Genomic DNA, 15570 nt, shown 5'->3' on the forward strand with positions numbered 1-15570 from the left:
TTTTATGAGTACGATCCGGTTCCTGCGCACTTTCCTGGCCGTCGCGCACCACGGCTCTTTCTCGGAAGCCGCCGAACAGGTCGCCCTGACCCAGGCGGCCGTCAGTTTCCAGATGCGCGCGCTCGAGGCCGAACTGGGCCGGGAACTGTTCGACCGCAGCGGCCGTCTTGCCATTCTTAACGCAGCCGGCCGGGAATTGCTACCGGAAATCAAGCACTTGCTGGATTTGTACGACCGTATGAGGCTGCCGCGCACCGTTCCGGGCGAGCTCGCCGGCTCGGTCTCCGTGGGCAGCATCGTGTCGTGCATGGGCACCCTGTCCAAGGTGGTGTCAGGGATGAAGAAGCGTCATCCCAAGCTGGATGTGCGCATCCTGTCGGGCAAGGCCAGCGAACTGGCCGGCAAGGTTGAGGACGGCGAACTGGACGCGGCCTTCCTGGTCGAGGCCGGCCGCAAAATGGCCAGCACCCGCTGGACGGCGCTCTATGAAGAAGAGATGGTGGTCATCGCGCCGCGTTCGGCGCCGGGCGGGGACGCGCGCCAGGTGCTGGCGTCCAACCCCTTCTTGCGGTTCGACCGCACCCAGCGCACCGGCCTGCAGATCGACCGGCTGCTGCGGCGCCTTGCGGTGCCGCTGGACGAATTCCTGGAGCTCAACGCCATTGAAACGCTGGTGGAACTCGTGCGGCAGGAAGTGGGCGTGACCTTGCTGCCCCTGATCCACGGTTCCAATTGGCAGCAGAGCCCCGAGCTGCGGATCCTCCGCCTGCCCCGGGATCTGGGGCCGCTCTCGCGCTCCATCGGCATGCTGGAACGGCGCGAGCACGCCCGCCAGGGCATCACGGCGGCAATCTGCGCAAGCTGCGTCGCGGCGTTCCGCGAACGCGACGCGCAGACTGCCGCCTAGGGCCTGTAAACAGGCCCCAGGCCTCTTACAGCGTCATTGCCGGGTCGGTCACCGAGGGCCGGCCGGTCTCGACGCGGCCGGCGAAGCGGCGCAGGTAGGCGGGGTCTTCCTGCAGGCTCGCCGTGAAGTCGTACCAGCCGCCGCTGCCGGACAGGGCCCAGTGCTGCTCGACCTGCCCGCCCGCGGGCACGGTGAGCGTCCAGCGCTCATGGTTGGCGTAGTAGGCGTTGGGCGCGACCACGAAGGTGCACGGCGCCGTGCCGCCATTGACGAAGCTGACATAGATGTCGCCGTTGGCGACGTCGTAGCAGACCCGGATCTCGGCATTCAGGCCCGCCGTGCGCGCCAGCGCAAGGTCACCCGCGAAGTGCCGGTGATAGCCGTTGGGGCCCAGCACCCACAGGTCGTATTTGCCGCCGTCGGCCGCGGCGTCCCAGATGCCTTCGAGCTGCTTGTCCGGCTCCACCGTATAGCGGCGCGGCAGGCGGTCCAGGTGCAGGCGGTCATACACGTGGAAGACCGCCGCGGCGGCGCCGGTGTTGGCGCAGATCAGGCGCATGGCGCCCGTGCCGGGTTGGGCGCGGCCGCTGGTGTGCAGTTCGTACGGCAAGGCGCGGGAATAACGCACGCCCTTTTCCTGCACCGGCCGGCCCTGGGTGGACGGATCCGGCAGCGGCACGGCGGTCAGCGCCTGCTGGTCGGCGCGCACCTGGTCGGCGCCCGCGCGGGTCAGCAGGTTCAGGTCGGGCAGCTTTTCGTCGTTGGGCGTGGCGAAGTTGAAGGCCGACGTCAGGTCGCCCAGCACGGCGCGGCGCCACGGGCTGATGTTGTCCTCGGCCACGCCGAAGCGCGCTTCCAGGAAACGCAGCACCGACGTGTGGTCGAAGGCCTGGGAGTTGACCCAGCCGCCACGGCTCCAGGGCGACACGATGTACATGGGCACGCGCGGCCCCGGACCGTAGACGCGGTCGTCGGCGGCATCCTGGGCGGACGGGCGCGTGTGGCGTTCCAGGTCGGTATTCACCGTGGACGCGCCGGCCATCGAGCCATCGGGGTTCAGCGACGGCGCGGCGGGCGGCGGCACATGGTCGAAATAGCCGTCGTTCTCGTCGAAGTTGATGAGCAGCACGGTCTTGCTCCAGACCTCCGGATTGGCGGTCAGGGCGTCCAGCGCTTCCTGGATGTACCAGGCGCCCTGAATGGGGCTGGACGGGCCGGGGTGCTCCGAGTACGTGGCCGGCGCCACGATCCACGACACCTGCGGCAAGGTGCCGTTGGCCACGTCGTCGCGCAGCGATTGCAGGAAACCGCCGTCGGGCATGGTGTTTGCCGTGCCCTTGTACAGCGGGTTGGCGGCGTCCGCGGCCGGCGTCCATGCCGGATACGGCGCGCCATTGCTGCCGTTGCCGGCCAGTTCGTTGGCGCGGCGGTACTGGCGGAACCCGGCCAGCGAGTTGTCGCCGAAGTTCTCGGGCAGGTTCTGGTAGACCTTCCAGCTCACGCCCGCTTCCTGCAGGCGCTCGGGATAGGTCTTCCAGGTCCAGCCGGTGGACGAGGCGCCCAGGCTGTCCCACTGGTTGCGGGTGGACGGGCCGTTGCCCTGCGCCAGCGGGTCGTTGGTGCCGGTCCAGAGGAACAGGCGGTTGGTGTTGGTGCCGCCGTGCGTCGAGCAATGGTAGGCGTCGCACAGCGTGAACGCCTCGGCCAGGGCGAACTGGAATTCCACCTCTTTCTGGCGGTAGTAGCCCATGGACTGGTTCTGCTTGTAGCGCGGCCACTGTTCCATGCGCCCGCCGTCCCACGCCAGTTGCGCGTCCAGGTAATCATGCGGCGTGCCGGCCACGCGCTGGGCATTGCCCTGCGTGCTGTCCAGGTGATACGGCATCACGACACGCGTGCCGTTGTTCTGCTCCCAGACCGAGCGCTTGTCGGGCAAAGGAATGGTGATGCGGTCGCCGAAACCGCGCACGCCCTTGAACGTGCCGAAATACATGTCGAACGAGCGGTTTTCCTGCATCAGGATAACCACGTGCTCGACGTCATTGATGGTGCCGGTGCGGTTGTTGGCCGGAATCGCCAGCGCACGGCGGATGGCGGGCGGGAACATCGACAGCGCGGTCAGCCCCGCGGTCGAGGCGGCGGCGTTGCGCAGGAACCGGCGCTTGCCGGCGTGGACCTGGTCTTTATCGGACGTCACGGATTCTATTTCCTATGGATTCGAGGGAAGCGGGCTCAGGGCGCGCAGCGCAATTCGGGCTTGGTCGGCGTGGGCGGCACCGGGGTCGGCGTCTCGGGCTGGCCGCCATTGCCCGGAGGCTCGCTGCCATCGCCGTCGTCGCCACCGCAGGCGGCCAGCGTGGCGCTCAGCATCAGCACCGCGCCGAGGCGCATGAAACCGCGCAAAATCATGGACTTGCTCATCGTTTTTCTATCCTTGGAACATCAGGGAAACAGTTCGGAAACGGACTTGCCGGACAGGGCCAGGGATTTCACCTCGTCTTCCGTCAGGGCGCGCGACCAATAGGCCAGGTCATCGAAGTACATCGTGTACGGGCCCTTGGTGCCGGCGCAGCAGATGCCGTAGGTGCCGCGTCCGTCTTCGTTCAGGCCCAGGTGCGGCCCGAAGACGCCAGCGATCTTGCTCAGGTCCACCGCGGCCGTTCCGACGGTGCGGCTGGAATAGCCCAGCTCACTGTCGTAGACCGAAGCCGTCAGGGTCTTGGCCGCCTTGTCGACGGTCATCGCGATGTAGACCGGCTTGTTCGCGGTGAACTTCACGTTGTTGATGTCGACCCGGGCGCCGCCGCCCGCCAGGTTGAAATACAGCACCGGGCCAGCCCATTGCGCGATGGTGATACCGGGGTTGCCGCCGGAGTTGTAGTCCTTGTTGCCCAGGATGGAACGGTCGTTGGCCGTGCCGTCGGACTGGTACCAGAAGCCGATGGTGAAGGCCGACGACGCGTCCAGCATGCCCGCCGGATAATCCAGCTTGAAGGCGCCTATCGGGTCCCCGCTGCGGTCGTTCTTGAACATCTTGCCGAACACGCCCGCGTCGGCGTAGGCCGGCGCCTGCACGCCGTCATAGGGCGTGATGGTTCCGCCGCCCGCGGCCACGTCCGTGACATTGCCTTCGAACGGGAACAGCATCGTCAGGCCGGTACGCAGCGAGGCCAGCAAAGGCAAGGGCTTGGTGTAGGCGACCGTGGCGCGCACCGCCGTAATGGCGCTGCCCACGGACATGCTGTAGTTCAGCGTGTGCAGGCCTTCGGTATCGAACGACAGATCCTTGTCGACGTACTCGGCGGCCGTCCCCGGCACGCGCGCTATCTCCGCGCCGTCCCGGCTGATCACGATGTCGCCGGTGGGCTCGCCGACGCGGACCCAGTTCAGTGTCACGCTCTTGTTGTCCATGGACGTGCGCGCCGAGGCATTGCGCAGGGCCAGGGAACCGGAGAGAGACGTGCCCGCCATGTCGTAGCCGGCCGCGGCCGGCAGCGCGCCCAGGTGCTGCAGCAGGGTCGGCGCCACGTCGGCCGCGCTGGGCAGCGCATACCAATTGTTGTCCCACAGGCCGTCGAACGAAGCGTCATCGGCGCTGCCGCCGAGCAGCGCCGGCTGGTTTGCCGCCAGCAGGATCGTCTTGTTCGACGAGAAGGGCCGGCCGTCGCTGGCGCCGGTCTTGCCCAGGCCGTGGCTAGAGGCCACGACGACCAGCCAGTTCTCGCCCGGATGGTCCGCCTTGCGGTCGGCGATCTGCTTGGTCAGGGTGCCGATGGCGGCGTCCGCATGGCGGATGGCCTCGTCGTACGCGCCGCCGAAGCCGGACTCCGACGCGACGCGCTCCGGCGCGCCGAACTGCGCCACCACCACGTCATAGCCTTCCGTGATGCGATCGCGCGCCTGGGTGGCCACGCAATCGTCGACGCCGGCGCAATCGGTCAGCGCCTGCAGGTAGCCCGCGTCGCGGTCGCCGCCGACGAGTCCGGCCAGCAGGGTCGAATTGAAGGCGGCGGCGGTCCGCGCCTCGGGCAGCGCCGCCTTGACGCGCTGGAACAGCGTCGGCGTCTTGATCGCCTCGCCCTGCACCGTGTAGCGCACGCCGTGCTGGTCGGCCCACTGGCCCGTCAGCAGCGTGGCCCAGCCGGGCGCGGGCAGCGTGGGCTGCTGCGTGACGGCGCCCGTCACGCCGCCGGTCCAGGCGCGCGTGGCGGTCAGCTGGCCGATGCTGGCGAGCGACTGGTCGGCCACCCCGCGCCGCATCGCATCGTAGGTCAGGCCGTCGACGCCGATGAACAGCACCTTGTCGGCCCGGGTCTGGTCCGGCTCGGTCACGGGAGGCTGCGTCGGCGGCGCCGTGGCGTCGTCGCTGTCGTCATCGCTGCCGCCGCAGCCGGCCAATGCGCTGGTCGCCAGCAATGTGGCGCACCATTTTCTCCAATCCAATGCTTGCATGCTTCTCTTCTCGCTTCATGAACAGGTTTTGCGTTGGCGCACATGGTGGCCGCCAAAAGTGAAAGGCCCGTGAAGCGGAAAGGAGAAAGGCTGATCGAGGGATCAGGATTTTTTTATCTAGGGAGTAGTTGAGAGGGACCGGGTGCTTATGCGGGGGGTGAGTGCCAGACACCCGGGGAGCATTGGGGCTAGTCTTCAGGGCGGTTCGTAAGGGTGTCAGGCACTTGCACTTTCTGGCCGCCGCATGCTCCGCCAGGTGTCTGACACCCTGGTGCGCCGCCCGCCCCTGCACGACGCCCGTCAAAGGGTGTCTGACACCACACCATCAACGCTCACCATCCTGTCACACACCCCCGCTATAGTCCCCGCGTCGACCCCAGCCGTTCCGCACCCCATGTCCTTCTCCCTGCGCTCCGCCCTGCCCGCCGCGCCCGCGGCGTTTCGTGTCATCGCCATACTTGCATTGGCCACCGGCGTGGGGGTGTGGGGATCGATCCTGCTGGCGCCGCGCCCCGCGTCGCTGCCGCCGGCCGTGTCCGCCGCGGCCGCGCCGCGCGCCGCCGACAACACGTCCGTGGCCCTCTGGTTCGGCAAAGACGAAGCCATGCGCACACAGATCACCGTGCTCGGCGTCATCGCCGCGGGCCCCGACGGCGCCGCCGTGCTCAGCATCGACGGCGGCCCTCCCCTGGCCTGGCGCGTCGGCAACGAGGTCGCGCCGGGCATCGTGTTGCGCGAGGTCGCCGCGGACGCCGTCACCGTCGAACAAGCCGGGCGCGGCAGCCGCCTGGCCGCGCCGGCCTCTCAGCCCGCCCCGGCCGGTATTGCGCACGCGGGCTGAAGCAAGGCAAAAGCCCGGCCGCCAATATTGCTGTCATATTTCATGACCACAATCCTGGACTTCTATTGAAGACCGGAGTTGCAAAGTGCGTCAGTTACCGCGCGGGCTTGCCCGCCAGCAAGGCTTCACCCTCATCGAGATCATGGTGGTGATCGTGATCATGGGAATTCTTGCTGCGTTGATCGTCCCCCGCGTGCTGGACCGTCCCGATCAGGCGCGCCAGGTGGCCGCTCGGCAGGACATCGCCGGCATCATGCAGGCGCTCAAGCTCTACCGCCTGGACAACGGCCGCTACCCCACCACGGCACAGGGCCTGCGCGCGCTGGCCGAAAAGCCCGAGGGCGTCGCCAACTGGCGCGGCTACCTCGACAAGCTGCCCAACGACCCGTGGAGCCATCCCTACCAATACCTGAGCCCCGGCGTCAAAGGCGATATCGACGTGTTCTCGTTCGGCGCCGACAACAAGCCCGGCGGAGAGAACGGCGATGCCGACATCGGCTCCTGGGAACTCTGAACGCGGCTTCACGCTGGTCGAAGTCCTGGTCGTGCTGGTGATCGTGGCCATCGCGGCCAGCATGGTGAGCCTGTCCGTCGGCAAGGGCGAGAACCGCCTGCGCGGCGACGCCCAGCGCCTGGCCGACGCCTTCGCCGTGGCGCAGAGCGAGGCCCGCAGCGACGGCCGCCCCATCCGCTGGCTGCCCAGCGGGCAGGGCTGGTCCTTCGAGCGCCGGGGCCGGCTGCCCGGCACCAGCGCCGAAGAAGACACCCCCCTGCCCGTGGACAGGCTGGAGCGGGACGACGTGCTGCGCCCGCAAGCCTGGTCAGCAAGCCCGGTGGAGCTGCGGCTCGACCCGGACCGGCCCCTCGTCTTCAACACGGAATGGGTTGCCGCGCCCATCACGCTGACGCTGCGCGCCGGAGACGCCCGCGTCGTCCTCCAGCGCGACGCCGCGGGACGCTATGACATCCGCTGAAACGCCCCGCCGCCCCGGCCGCGAACGCGGCTTCACGCTCATCGAAGTGCTGGTGGCCCTGGCCATCATCGCCGTCGCGATGGGCGCGGCCCTGCGCGCGACCGGCGTCATGGCGGCCAACAACCGCACCTTGCAGGACAAGACGCTGGCGCTGCTGGCCGCGCAGAACGCGCTGGCCCAGCTGCGCCTGGAACAAGTCCTGCCGCGCGCGGGCACGCGGACCATGCCGTGCGAACAGGGCGGCCGGGCGCTGCAGTGCGACCTGGAGTTCACGAACTCGATGAACCGCAGCTTCCGCCAGGTCTCGGTGCGGGTGCGCGATGCGTCCGCGTCGCGGCCCGACGCCGTCCTGCTGCAGCTGGACGGCCTCTTGTCCGGCGTCCGATAGCCATGCGTCCGCCCGCCCGCTCGCAAGCCGGTTTCACGCTGATGGAAGTGCTGGTGGCCCTGGCGCTGATGGCGCTCGTCAGCATCATGGCCTGGCGCGGCCTGGCCAATATCTCCAGCGCCCGCGACCGAATCGAGGAACAGGCCGAGGACACCGACGCCATCGTCCGCGCGCTGGGACAGATCGCCCGCGACGTGGAGCTGTCCTACACCGGCCCGCCCTTCGAGGCAGCCGGCCAGGACGTCCAGGCCTACACCAGCGGCCTGCGCCTGCTGCGCCGCACCAGCGGCGGCCAGACGCTCGAAGTGCTGCGCCCCGATCCGGACGGAAACGGCCTGTGGCAGCGCGTACACTGGCAGGTCCGCAAGGACGGCCTTTGGCGCGCGGGCGGGCAATCCGCCGCGCGCAGCCCCTTGCCCGCCCCCGACGCCGGCATCCTGCTATTGCCCGGCGTGCGGTCCCTGAAACTGCGCGCCTGGGTGCCGGGCAGCGGCTGGGTCGATGCGGACGCCAGCTTCGCGGCCTCGCCCACCGGCATAGAAATCACGCTGGAGCGTGGCGCGGCCTCGGCGCCGCAGCGCTTCAGCCGCATCCTGGAGCTGCCGTGAACGCCGCCGCCAAACGCGAACGCGGCGCGGCGGTGGTCAGCGCCCTCATCATCGTGGCCATCGTCGCGGCGCTGACCACCAGCCTGTTCCAACGCCAGACCGCCAGCACCCGGCGCGTGGAAAACGAGCTGGCGCGCGTACAGGCGCGCGCCATGCTGGCCGGCGGCATCGACTGGGCCCGGCTGGTCCTGCGTGACCATGGCCGGCGCGAACCGATCACGCGCGGCGACCAGATCTGGGCCACCCCCATCCTGGACACGCGCATCGAACGGCCCGGCGACGACCGGGTCGCCGTGTTCTCGGGCCGTGTCCAGGACGAGCAAGGCAAATACAACCTCTACAACCTGGCCGCCAACGGCGTGCCGCAGCCCGAGCAGGAACAGGTCCTGCGCCGCCTGTTGGCCATGCTGCAGCTGCCCGATGCGCTGGCCGGGCAAATCATCGACATCGTGGCGGCGGCGCAGCCGCCCGCGCCGCCCGCCGACGCCCCCTCCGCTCCGCAAGGGCAAGCCGGTACCGCACCCGGCGCCCGCGCGCCGCTGCCCCGGGGCGTGGACGAGATCGCGGCGCTGCTGGCGCTGGACCCGCCCGCGCGCAACGAACTGCGCCGCACGATGACGGTGCTGCCCGTGGCCACGCCGGTCAACGTCAACACCGCGCCTCCCGAGGTCATCGCGGCCCTGGTGCCGGGCATGTCGCTCAGCCAGGCCCGGGCCATGACGGGCGAGCGCGACCGGGGCAACTGGTTCAACAATACCGGCGACTTCGCCAACCGCCTGGCCGGCACCGGCATCAAGGCCCCCGCGCCCACCGTCGCCACCAGCAGCGGCTGGTTCCTCGCCATGGGCACCGTTACCTACGAACGCGCGCGGATCTCCATGCACGCCCTGATGCGCAGCACCCCGCCGGCCGCACCCGACACGCTATGGACAAGAGAAAACCCCTGAAGAACACCTTGCGCATCGCGCTGCCCGCCCTCGCCGAGTTCGGCGGGGATTCCCCGCTGCCCTACGCCTGGTTCGACCGGCGCGGCCGCTGCGCGCGGCAGGGCGAACTCACGCTGCACGCGCTGGGCCACGCCTACCCGCAAGCCGCCTGCGAAGCCGTCCTGCATCCCGCGGACGTGATCGCCACCACGGTGCAGATCCCCGCCGTCGCCCGGGCCCGCTACGCGGCCGCCGTCCAGGGCGCGCTGGAGCCGCTGGTGCTGAGCGACATGGATGCCTTGGCGATCGGCCACGGTCCGCGCGCCGCCGACGGCTCCGTGCCGCTCGCCTGGGCGGCCCGCGAACCCGTGCGGCGCGCCTGGAGCCTGCTGAACGCCCAGGGCCTGCGCGCCCATGCGCTCATCGCGCCGCAGACCCTGGGGCCCGACACATCCGCGCCCCTGCGCGATCCGGCCGATCCGCGCTGGAACGCGCCCTCTCCTTCCTGGTCGCTGGCCATGTCGCAGCTGGCGCCGGCGCGCGCCTCCCGCTGGCGTCCCGCCTGGCGCTGGGGCGCGGCCGCCGCCGCGGTATGGATCGGCGGGCTGAACCTCTACGCCTCGCAACTGCGCGCCGAGGCGGACGCGCTGCGGGACGGCATGCACCGCCAGGTGCTGGCCGCCTTCCCCGGCCTGCCCGTGGTGCTGGACCCCGCGCGCCAGGCGCAGCAGGGCCTGGATGCGCTGCAATCCAACCGGGGCGCGGCCAGCGCGGGCGACTTCCTGCCGCTCGCCAGAGCCGCGGCGCAGGCGCTGCCCTTCGCCGCCGACAAGGTCGCCCGCCTGACCTACGCCGACCAGGCGCTGACGCTGCAGCTCGCCGACGCCGGCGAGCAGTCCCAGCGCGTCGCCGAAACCCCTGCGTTGATCCAGCAAGCCGCCGCCCTGGGCCTGAAGCTGGAACGCGCCGATACCGATCACACCTGGCGCATTGTGCGCGCTCAGCCATGACTCCCCTTTCGCAACGCCTGCATGCCGCCTGGCATTCCGTCCGCAAACCCCTGGACCCCGCGCTGGCGCGCGCCCGCCAGCGCTATCGGGCGCTGGCGCCGCGCGAGCGGCGGCTGCTGACCGGCGCCGCGCTGGTGCTTGGCGCCGCGGTGGTTTTCGTCACCCTGATCGAACCGCCCCTGAACACGATGCGCAAGCTCCACGCGGAGCTGCCCACGCTGCGCGCGCAGGCGGCAACGGTCGCCGACCTGAGCGCCCGGGCCACGGCGCTGCGGCGCCAGTCCGCCACGCCCGCCGGCGCCGTGCCCTCGCCCGCCGAACTTGCCGCATCGCTGGAACGCGCGGGGCTGCCCGCCGCGCAATGGACGCTGGGCGAGCCCGAGACGGGTCCGGGGGTGCTGTTGACCCTGACCCAGGCGCCGTCGTCGGTGCTGCTGCGCTGGCTCGACGGCGCGGCCCGCGACTGGGGCCTGGGGATCCAGCAGGTCGACCTGGCCCGCGCTACCAACGCCTACGGGCGCCCGCTGCCTGGCCTGGTGAATGGCAAGGTGACGCTGGCCCTGCCGCCCGCCACGGAGCGGCGCTGACATGGCCGGATCGCGCTTTTCCCGCAAGGGCGCCGCGCTGGCGCTGGCCGGCGCGGCCTGCGCCGCCGCCGCCGGCGCCGCCGTCATGCCCGCGCGCTGGCTGTTCTCGATCTTGCCCGCCGACGCGCCGGTGACGCTGGCGGACGCCAGCGGCACCCTGTGGCGCGGCAGCGCATGGATCGCGCTGGGTCCCCCGGGGGTTCGTCGCATGCTGCCTCAGCCTGTGCAATGGCAATGGCGCTGGAACACGCTGTCCGTGGAAATCACGCACCCCTGGCTGCAGGGGCCGTTACGCGCGGCGCCCGGCTGGAACGGCGTGTCGCTGTCCGCCCAGACCCTGCGCGCGCCCGCCTCGGTGCTGGCCGCGCTGGGCGCGCCCTGGAACACGCTTGCGCCCCAGGGCATGCTGGAGATCGCCTGGCAGCCCCTGCGCCTGGGCGCCGCCCTTCCAGCGGGCCCGCTGGCCGAGCTGCGCTGGCGCAATGCCGCCACCGCGCTCGCGCCGGTCGCCTCCGTCGGCACTTATGTGCTGCGCGTACAAGGCGGCAAGGCGGGCGCCACATTGACCCTGAGCACCGAAAACGGCTTGCTGGACGTGACGGGCCAGGGCAGCGCCAACGGCCGCGGCGTGCGCTTCCAGGGACAGGCGAGCTATGCCCGCACGGCCGGCGAGGCCGACCGCGCCGCGCTGGACGGCCTGATGTCCATGCTGGGGCGGCGCTCGGGCGACACCGTGCAATTCGGCACGTAGGCGCCGGGCGCCAGCGCTACGCGTCGCGCGTGACGCGGACGATTTCCTCGGGCGAGGTCTGCCCGCCGTCCACCCAGCGCTGCCCGTCTTCGCGCATGGTCCGCATGCCCGACGCGGCGGCCGCGCGCCGCAGCTCGCGCTCGTCGCGGCCTTCATGGATCAGCCGGCGGGCCTCGTCGTCCACCGTGAAGAGCTCGTGGATGCCCGAACGCCCGCTATAGCCCGTGTGATTGCAGGCCGCGCATCCCACCGGATGGAACACGCGCGCACCGTCCTGCATGGCCGGCTGCCTGCACTCGGGGCACAGCTTGCGGACCAGCCGCTGCGCCAGCACGCCCAGCAGCGAGGAAGCCAGCAGGAACGGCTCGACGCCCATGTCGGTCAGCCGGGTCACCGCCGAGACCGAATCGTTCGTGTGCAGGGTGGCCAGCACCAGGTGGCCGGTCAAGGACGCCTGCACGGCGATCTGCGCGGTTTCCAGGTCGCGGATTTCGCCGATCATGATGACGTCGGGGTCCTGCCGCAGGATGGCGCGCAGCGCCAGCGCGAAGCTCATGTCGATCTTGGCGTTCACCTGCGTCTGGCTGATGCCCGGCAGGTCGTACTCGATCGGGTCTTCCACCGTCAGGATGTTGCTGGTGGCGGCATCCAGCCGGCTCAGCGCCGCGTAGAGCGTAGTGGTCTTGCCGCTGCCGGTGGGCCCGGTCACCAGCACGATGCCGTGGGGTTGCCGGATCAGTCGGTCCAGTTGCGCCAATACGCCCGGGGCCATACCCAGCCGCTCCAGCTGCAGGCGCCCGGCTTCCTTGTCCAGCAGGCGCAGCACGGCGCGTTCGCCGTGCCCGGTGGGCAGGGTCGACACGCGCACGTCTATCGGCCGCCCCCCCACCCGCAGGGCGATGCGGCCGTCCTGCGGCAGACGCTTTTCGGCGATGTCCAGGTGCGCCATGATCTTGATGCGCGAAATCAGCGCCGCGTGCAGCGCCTTGCGCGGCGACACGACGTCGCGCAAGGTGCCATCCACCCGGTAGCGCACCACCGAATGGGTCTCGAACGGCTCGATGTGGATGTCGCTGGCGCCATCGCGCGCCGCCTGCGCGAAGAGCGCATTGATCATGCGGATCACGGGCGCGTCGTCCTGCGCTTCCAGCAGGTCCGCAACCTCCGGCATGTCCTGCAGCAGGCGGTCGAGGTCGATCTCGTTCTCGGCCACCCCCATGACCGACGCCGCGTCCTCGGAATGGCTGTAGGCGGCCGTCAGCAGGGTTTCGAGCGCCTCGTCGTCTACCTGGGCAAGAACGATGTCGCCGTGGCAGCGCCGGATCTCCCGGACCGCCCAGTCGGGCGTGCGCGGGCTGACCGTCAACTGCGCCCGCCCTCCCCGCAGCGACAGCACCGCGCGCTGCGCGCGGGCCCAGGCGTAGGGCAAGGGATGCGCGCTCATAGCTGCGAAACCACTTCGCTCTTGTAGCCCAGCTCGCGCAGCAGCGCGGTGGCGGTGGAAATGGTGCCCGGATCCTTGGCCACCTGGCTGCGCACCACGTAACCCATGCCGCCGGGGCCGAGCTGCACGTAGGCCTGCAGACCGCTGGCGCGCACCCGCTGCGCGATCTTGTCGGCGTCGGCCCGCGCCTCGACGGACGCGAACTGCAGGGTGGCGCTGCTGCGGTCCGCCTCGCCATAGAGCGACTCGGGATCCACCGCCACGCTCACGCCCCGGGGCAGGTTCACGCGGATCGGCAGCGACGGATCGCTGGCCTGCGGCGCCGCGGGATACTGCCGCACAGCAAAGGATTCCACCGTGACGGGCGGCGGACGACGCATCGTATCGGCCAGTTGCTCCGGCCGCATGTCGTAGGCATTGTTGGAGACCGACGGCGCCGATCCCGGCGGCGGCAGCATCGGCGCCTGCAGGTCCGGCAGCAGCCAGTGCTTGCCCGGCTGCGCGCCCGCCTGCGCGCGGCGCATATAGTCGTAGCGGTCCATGGTGACGCTGGCGCTGCGGCGCGCGTCGCGCACCACGTAGGGCCGCAGGAACACCATCAGGTTGGTCTTGGTGCGCTTGCGCGTGTCGTAGCGGAACAGCGCGCCAAGCACCGGGATCGAGCCCAGGCCCGGAACGCTGTCCGAACTGAGCGACACGCTGTCTTCCAGCAGGCCGCCCAGCACAATGATCTGCCCATCGTCGATCAGCACGCTGGTATCGATGGCGCGCTTGTTGGTAACGATGCCGGTGGTGGGCGATGAGCGGGTTTCGTCGATGCTGCTGACTTCCTGGTAGATGTCCAGCTTGACCGCGCCGCCTTCCGAAATCTGCGGCCGGATGTTCAGCTTCAGGCCCACGTCCTCGCGCTCGATCGTCTGGAAGGGATTGGAACTGCCGTTGCTGCCCGAGGTCACGTACTGGCCTGTCACGAAAGGCACCGTCTTGCCCACCAGGATGCTGGCCGACTGGTTGTCGAGCGTCAGCAGGTTCGGGGTGGACAGGATGTTCGCCTCGCCCGTGTTCTGCATGGCGCGCGCCAGCACGCCCAGGTTGATGATCTCGTTGCCCAGCACGTCCACCGTGCCCTTGACCACGCCCAGGCTCAGGCCGTTGGCCAAGGTATCGATGGAGGTCGGGCCGGTGCCCGTGATGCCGCTGCCGCCCAGGTTCGTCCCGCCGATGAAGCTGGTGCCGCCGCTGTTGATGTTGCCCGCGCCCGTCATCCACTGGATGCCGAATTCCGCGGCCTTCTCTTCGCTCACCTCCACGATCAGGCTTTCCACCAGCACCTGCGCCCGGCGCTGGTCCAGCTGGTCGATCACTTCGCGCAGGCTGCGGTACAGCGGTTCGGGCGCCGAGATGATCAGCGAATTGGTGGCGGGATCCGCCTGGATCGTGGCGCCGCCGGCCGAATACGACACCGCTTGCGAGCCCGTGTCTTCACGCGCGATGCGTTCCTGTTCGCCCGACAGCCCGCTCTTGCCCGAACCCGACCCGCCGGACATGCCCATGCCCTGCTGGGCCATGTTGCTGCCGGCCGTGTTCTGCGGGCGCGCGCCGGACTGGGCGGCGCCGGTTGCGCCGGCGCCGTTGCCCGCGCCCGGCGCGGAATTCGCCTGGCCCGCCAGCAGGCCGCCCAGCACTTCCGCGATACGCGTGGCCTGGGCGTTGCGCATGTACACCACGTGCAGGTTGCCCCCACGGTTCTGCTGCGCATCGAGCTTCATGATCAGGTCGCGGGCAAGCCGCGTGCGCGCCGGACTGCCCGCGCGGACCAGCACGCTGTTGCTGCGCGGGTCCGCGACCACCGCGATGCGCTGCGTCGGATCGCTGCTTTGCGTGTCCAGCAGCTGCGAGGCCAGCACGGCGATGTCCGACGCAATGCCCGACCGCACCGGCACCACGTCGGTATCGATGGAACTGGGCACGTCGATGCGCGCGATGACGCTCGCAATCCGTTCCAGGTTGTCCGCGTAATCGGTCACGACCAGCGTATTGTTGCCGGGATAGGCGTTGATGGGATTGTTCGGCGGCACCATGGGGCGCAACACCGGCACCAGGTTCGCCGCGTTCTCGTACTTCAGCGGAAACACGCGCGTTAGCATTTCGCCGCTGTTGCCGCCCCTGCCCTTCGCGAACGCCGAAACGGGCACCGGCGCCGGCGGCTTGCCCGCGCCGCTGCCGGACGCGCTGGGCGCCAGCCTGGGTTCTCCCACCACCGCGCTGCCCTGCAGCTTGGCGTCGGCCTCTGGCACCACGCGCGTCACGCCGTCAACGTCGACGATGGCAAAGCCTTGCAGGCGCAGCGCGCCCGTAAGCATGGCCAGCGCCTGTCCGCTGTCCACAGGCCTGTCCGACACCAGCGTGAGCTTGCCCTTGACGCGGGGATCCACCAGGAAGTTGCGCTGCGTGAACAACGACAGCGCGCGCAGCACGGCGGGGATGTCCGTGTCGACAAAATTCAGACTGACGCGATTGTCGGCCTGTTGAGCGTAAGCCGGGCTGGCCGCGGGTCCGAGTTGGCTTGCGGCCAGCAGGACCGCAAGGCTGAATTGCGCGATGTGACGCATGACGGGATAGGTGCCTGAAACGTGAAATCGAGTGAAAAAACGTGAAAGCGCGTCGGAGTATACGGGGTGA

General features: G+C 69.9%; 15 protein-coding genes. 10 read left to right on the top strand and 5 right to left on the bottom strand.

The window, feature by feature from the left end; translation table 11 throughout:
- The first annotated feature begins 4 nt into the window (after positions 1-4).
- Complete coding sequence (locus tag AGI3411_RS11770; protein ID WP_129527557.1) at positions 5-907, top strand: LysR family transcriptional regulator; 903 nt, start codon at positions 5-7, stop codon at positions 905-907.
- Positions 908-932: 25 nt separating this feature from the next.
- On the opposite strand, the gene AGI3411_RS11775 is transcribed toward AGI3411_RS11770, so the two are convergent.
- The 3 genes from AGI3411_RS11775 to AGI3411_RS30255 are packed head-to-tail and all read right to left on the bottom strand — an operon-like array spanning position 933 to position 5359.
- On the bottom strand, positions 933-3104 hold the full coding sequence (locus AGI3411_RS11775) for a phosphocholine-specific phospholipase C (RefSeq protein ID WP_129527558.1): 2172 nt from the start codon (positions 3102-3104) through the stop codon (positions 933-935).
- A gap of 35 nt (positions 3105-3139) precedes the next feature.
- Positions 3140-3328: a hypothetical protein gene (locus AGI3411_RS11780; RefSeq protein ID WP_129527559.1), complete on the bottom strand. Its 189-nt coding sequence runs from the start codon at positions 3326-3328 to the stop codon at positions 3140-3142.
- A gap of 21 nt (positions 3329-3349) precedes the next feature.
- The gene (locus tag AGI3411_RS30255) at positions 3350-5359 is read right to left on the bottom strand and encodes a nucleotide pyrophosphatase (protein WP_208748069.1); all 2010 of its coding nucleotides are present in this window, start codon (positions 5357-5359) and stop codon (positions 3350-3352) included.
- Between the two features lie 394 nt (positions 5360-5753).
- Between AGI3411_RS30255 and AGI3411_RS11790 the strand changes: the two genes are divergently transcribed.
- The 9 genes from AGI3411_RS11790 to gspN all read left to right on the top strand — a co-directional run bounded on the left by AGI3411_RS11790 (position 5754) and on the right by gspN (position 11444).
- Positions 5754-6200, top strand: a complete 447-nt coding sequence (locus tag AGI3411_RS11790; RefSeq protein ID WP_129527560.1) for a general secretion pathway protein GspC — start codon at positions 5754-5756, stop codon at positions 6198-6200.
- Between the two features lie 85 nt (positions 6201-6285).
- The gene (gene gspG, locus AGI3411_RS11795; RefSeq protein WP_129527561.1) at positions 6286-6714 is read left to right on the top strand and encodes a type II secretion system major pseudopilin GspG; all 429 of its coding nucleotides are present in this window, start codon (positions 6286-6288) and stop codon (positions 6712-6714) included.
- Entirely contained in the window at positions 6686-7174 is a 489-nt protein-coding gene (gspH, locus tag AGI3411_RS11800) for a type II secretion system minor pseudopilin GspH (RefSeq protein WP_129527562.1), read from the top strand. The genes gspG and gspH overlap by 29 nt, the downstream gene beginning before the upstream one ends.
- A complete protein-coding gene (gspI, locus tag AGI3411_RS11805; RefSeq protein ID WP_129527563.1) occupies positions 7161-7562 on the top strand; it encodes a type II secretion system minor pseudopilin GspI in 402 nt (133 codons plus the stop codon). The genes gspH and gspI overlap by 14 nt, the downstream gene beginning before the upstream one ends.
- A gap of 2 nt (positions 7563-7564) precedes the next feature.
- Positions 7565-8170 carry a PulJ/GspJ family protein gene (locus AGI3411_RS11810; protein ID WP_129527564.1) on the top strand — a complete coding sequence of 202 codons (606 nt, stop codon included), beginning with the start codon at positions 7565-7567 and terminating at the stop codon, positions 8168-8170.
- Positions 8167-9117 carry a type II secretion system minor pseudopilin GspK gene (gene gspK, locus AGI3411_RS11815; RefSeq protein WP_129527565.1) on the top strand — a complete coding sequence of 317 codons (951 nt, stop codon included), beginning with the start codon at positions 8167-8169 and terminating at the stop codon, positions 9115-9117. The genes AGI3411_RS11810 and gspK overlap by 4 nt, the downstream gene beginning before the upstream one ends.
- A complete protein-coding gene (gene gspL / locus AGI3411_RS11820) occupies positions 9096-10106 on the top strand; it encodes a type II secretion system protein GspL (RefSeq protein ID WP_165359156.1) in 1011 nt (336 codons plus the stop codon). The genes gspK and gspL overlap by 22 nt, the downstream gene beginning before the upstream one ends.
- The gene (gene gspM / locus AGI3411_RS11825; RefSeq protein WP_129527566.1) at positions 10103-10693 is read left to right on the top strand and encodes a type II secretion system protein GspM; all 591 of its coding nucleotides are present in this window, start codon (positions 10103-10105) and stop codon (positions 10691-10693) included. The genes gspL and gspM overlap by 4 nt, the downstream gene beginning before the upstream one ends.
- A gap of 1 nt (position 10694) precedes the next feature.
- Positions 10695-11444 (top strand): type II secretion system protein N, encoded by a 750-nt coding sequence (gspN, locus tag AGI3411_RS11830; protein WP_129527567.1) that lies wholly within the window; start codon positions 10695-10697, stop codon positions 11442-11444.
- A gap of 16 nt (positions 11445-11460) precedes the next feature.
- On the opposite strand, the gene gspE is transcribed toward gspN, so the two are convergent.
- Both gspE and gspD read right to left on the bottom strand, forming a co-directional pair.
- Positions 11461-12888 (bottom strand): type II secretion system ATPase GspE, encoded by a 1428-nt coding sequence (gene gspE, locus AGI3411_RS11835; protein ID WP_129527568.1) that lies wholly within the window; start codon positions 12886-12888, stop codon positions 11461-11463.
- Complete coding sequence (gene gspD / locus AGI3411_RS11840; protein WP_129527569.1) at positions 12885-15500, bottom strand: type II secretion system secretin GspD; 2616 nt, start codon at positions 15498-15500, stop codon at positions 12885-12887. The genes gspE and gspD overlap by 4 nt, the downstream gene beginning before the upstream one ends.
- Positions 15501-15570 lie beyond the last annotated feature (70 nt).

This window comes from Achromobacter agilis (genome assembly GCF_900496965.1).
GTDB classification, from domain to species: domain Bacteria; phylum Pseudomonadota; class Gammaproteobacteria; order Burkholderiales; family Burkholderiaceae_B; genus Achromobacter; species Achromobacter agilis.

Bases quoted from the DNA above. Each gene is read 5' to 3' on its own strand.
- AGI3411_RS11770 (WP_129527557.1), top strand. From the start codon at position 5: ATGAGTACGATCCGGTTCCTGCGCACTTTCCTGGCCGTCGCGCACCAC.
- AGI3411_RS11780 (WP_129527559.1), bottom strand. From the start codon at position 3,328: ATGAGCAAGTCCATGATTTTGCGCGGTTTCATGCGCCTCGGCGCGGTG.
- AGI3411_RS30255 (WP_208748069.1), bottom strand. From the start codon at position 5,359: ATGCAAGCATTGGATTGGAGAAAATGGTGCGCCACATTGCTGGCGACC.
- AGI3411_RS11790 (WP_129527560.1), top strand. From the start codon at position 5,754: ATGTCCTTCTCCCTGCGCTCCGCCCTGCCCGCCGCGCCCGCGGCGTTT.
- gspH (WP_129527562.1), top strand. From the start codon at position 6,686: ATGCCGACATCGGCTCCTGGGAACTCTGAACGCGGCTTCACGCTGGTC.
- gspI (WP_129527563.1), top strand. From the start codon at position 7,161: ATGACATCCGCTGAAACGCCCCGCCGCCCCGGCCGCGAACGCGGCTTC.
- AGI3411_RS11810 (WP_129527564.1), top strand. From the start codon at position 7,565: ATGCGTCCGCCCGCCCGCTCGCAAGCCGGTTTCACGCTGATGGAAGTG.
- gspL (WP_165359156.1), top strand. From the start codon at position 9,096: ATGGACAAGAGAAAACCCCTGAAGAACACCTTGCGCATCGCGCTGCCC.
- gspM (WP_129527566.1), top strand. From the start codon at position 10,103: ATGACTCCCCTTTCGCAACGCCTGCATGCCGCCTGGCATTCCGTCCGC.
- gspN (WP_129527567.1), top strand. From the start codon at position 10,695: ATGGCCGGATCGCGCTTTTCCCGCAAGGGCGCCGCGCTGGCGCTGGCC.
- gspE (WP_129527568.1), bottom strand. From the start codon at position 12,888: ATGAGCGCGCATCCCTTGCCCTACGCCTGGGCCCGCGCGCAGCGCGCG.
- gspD (WP_129527569.1), bottom strand. From the start codon at position 15,500: ATGCGTCACATCGCGCAATTCAGCCTTGCGGTCCTGCTGGCCGCAAGC.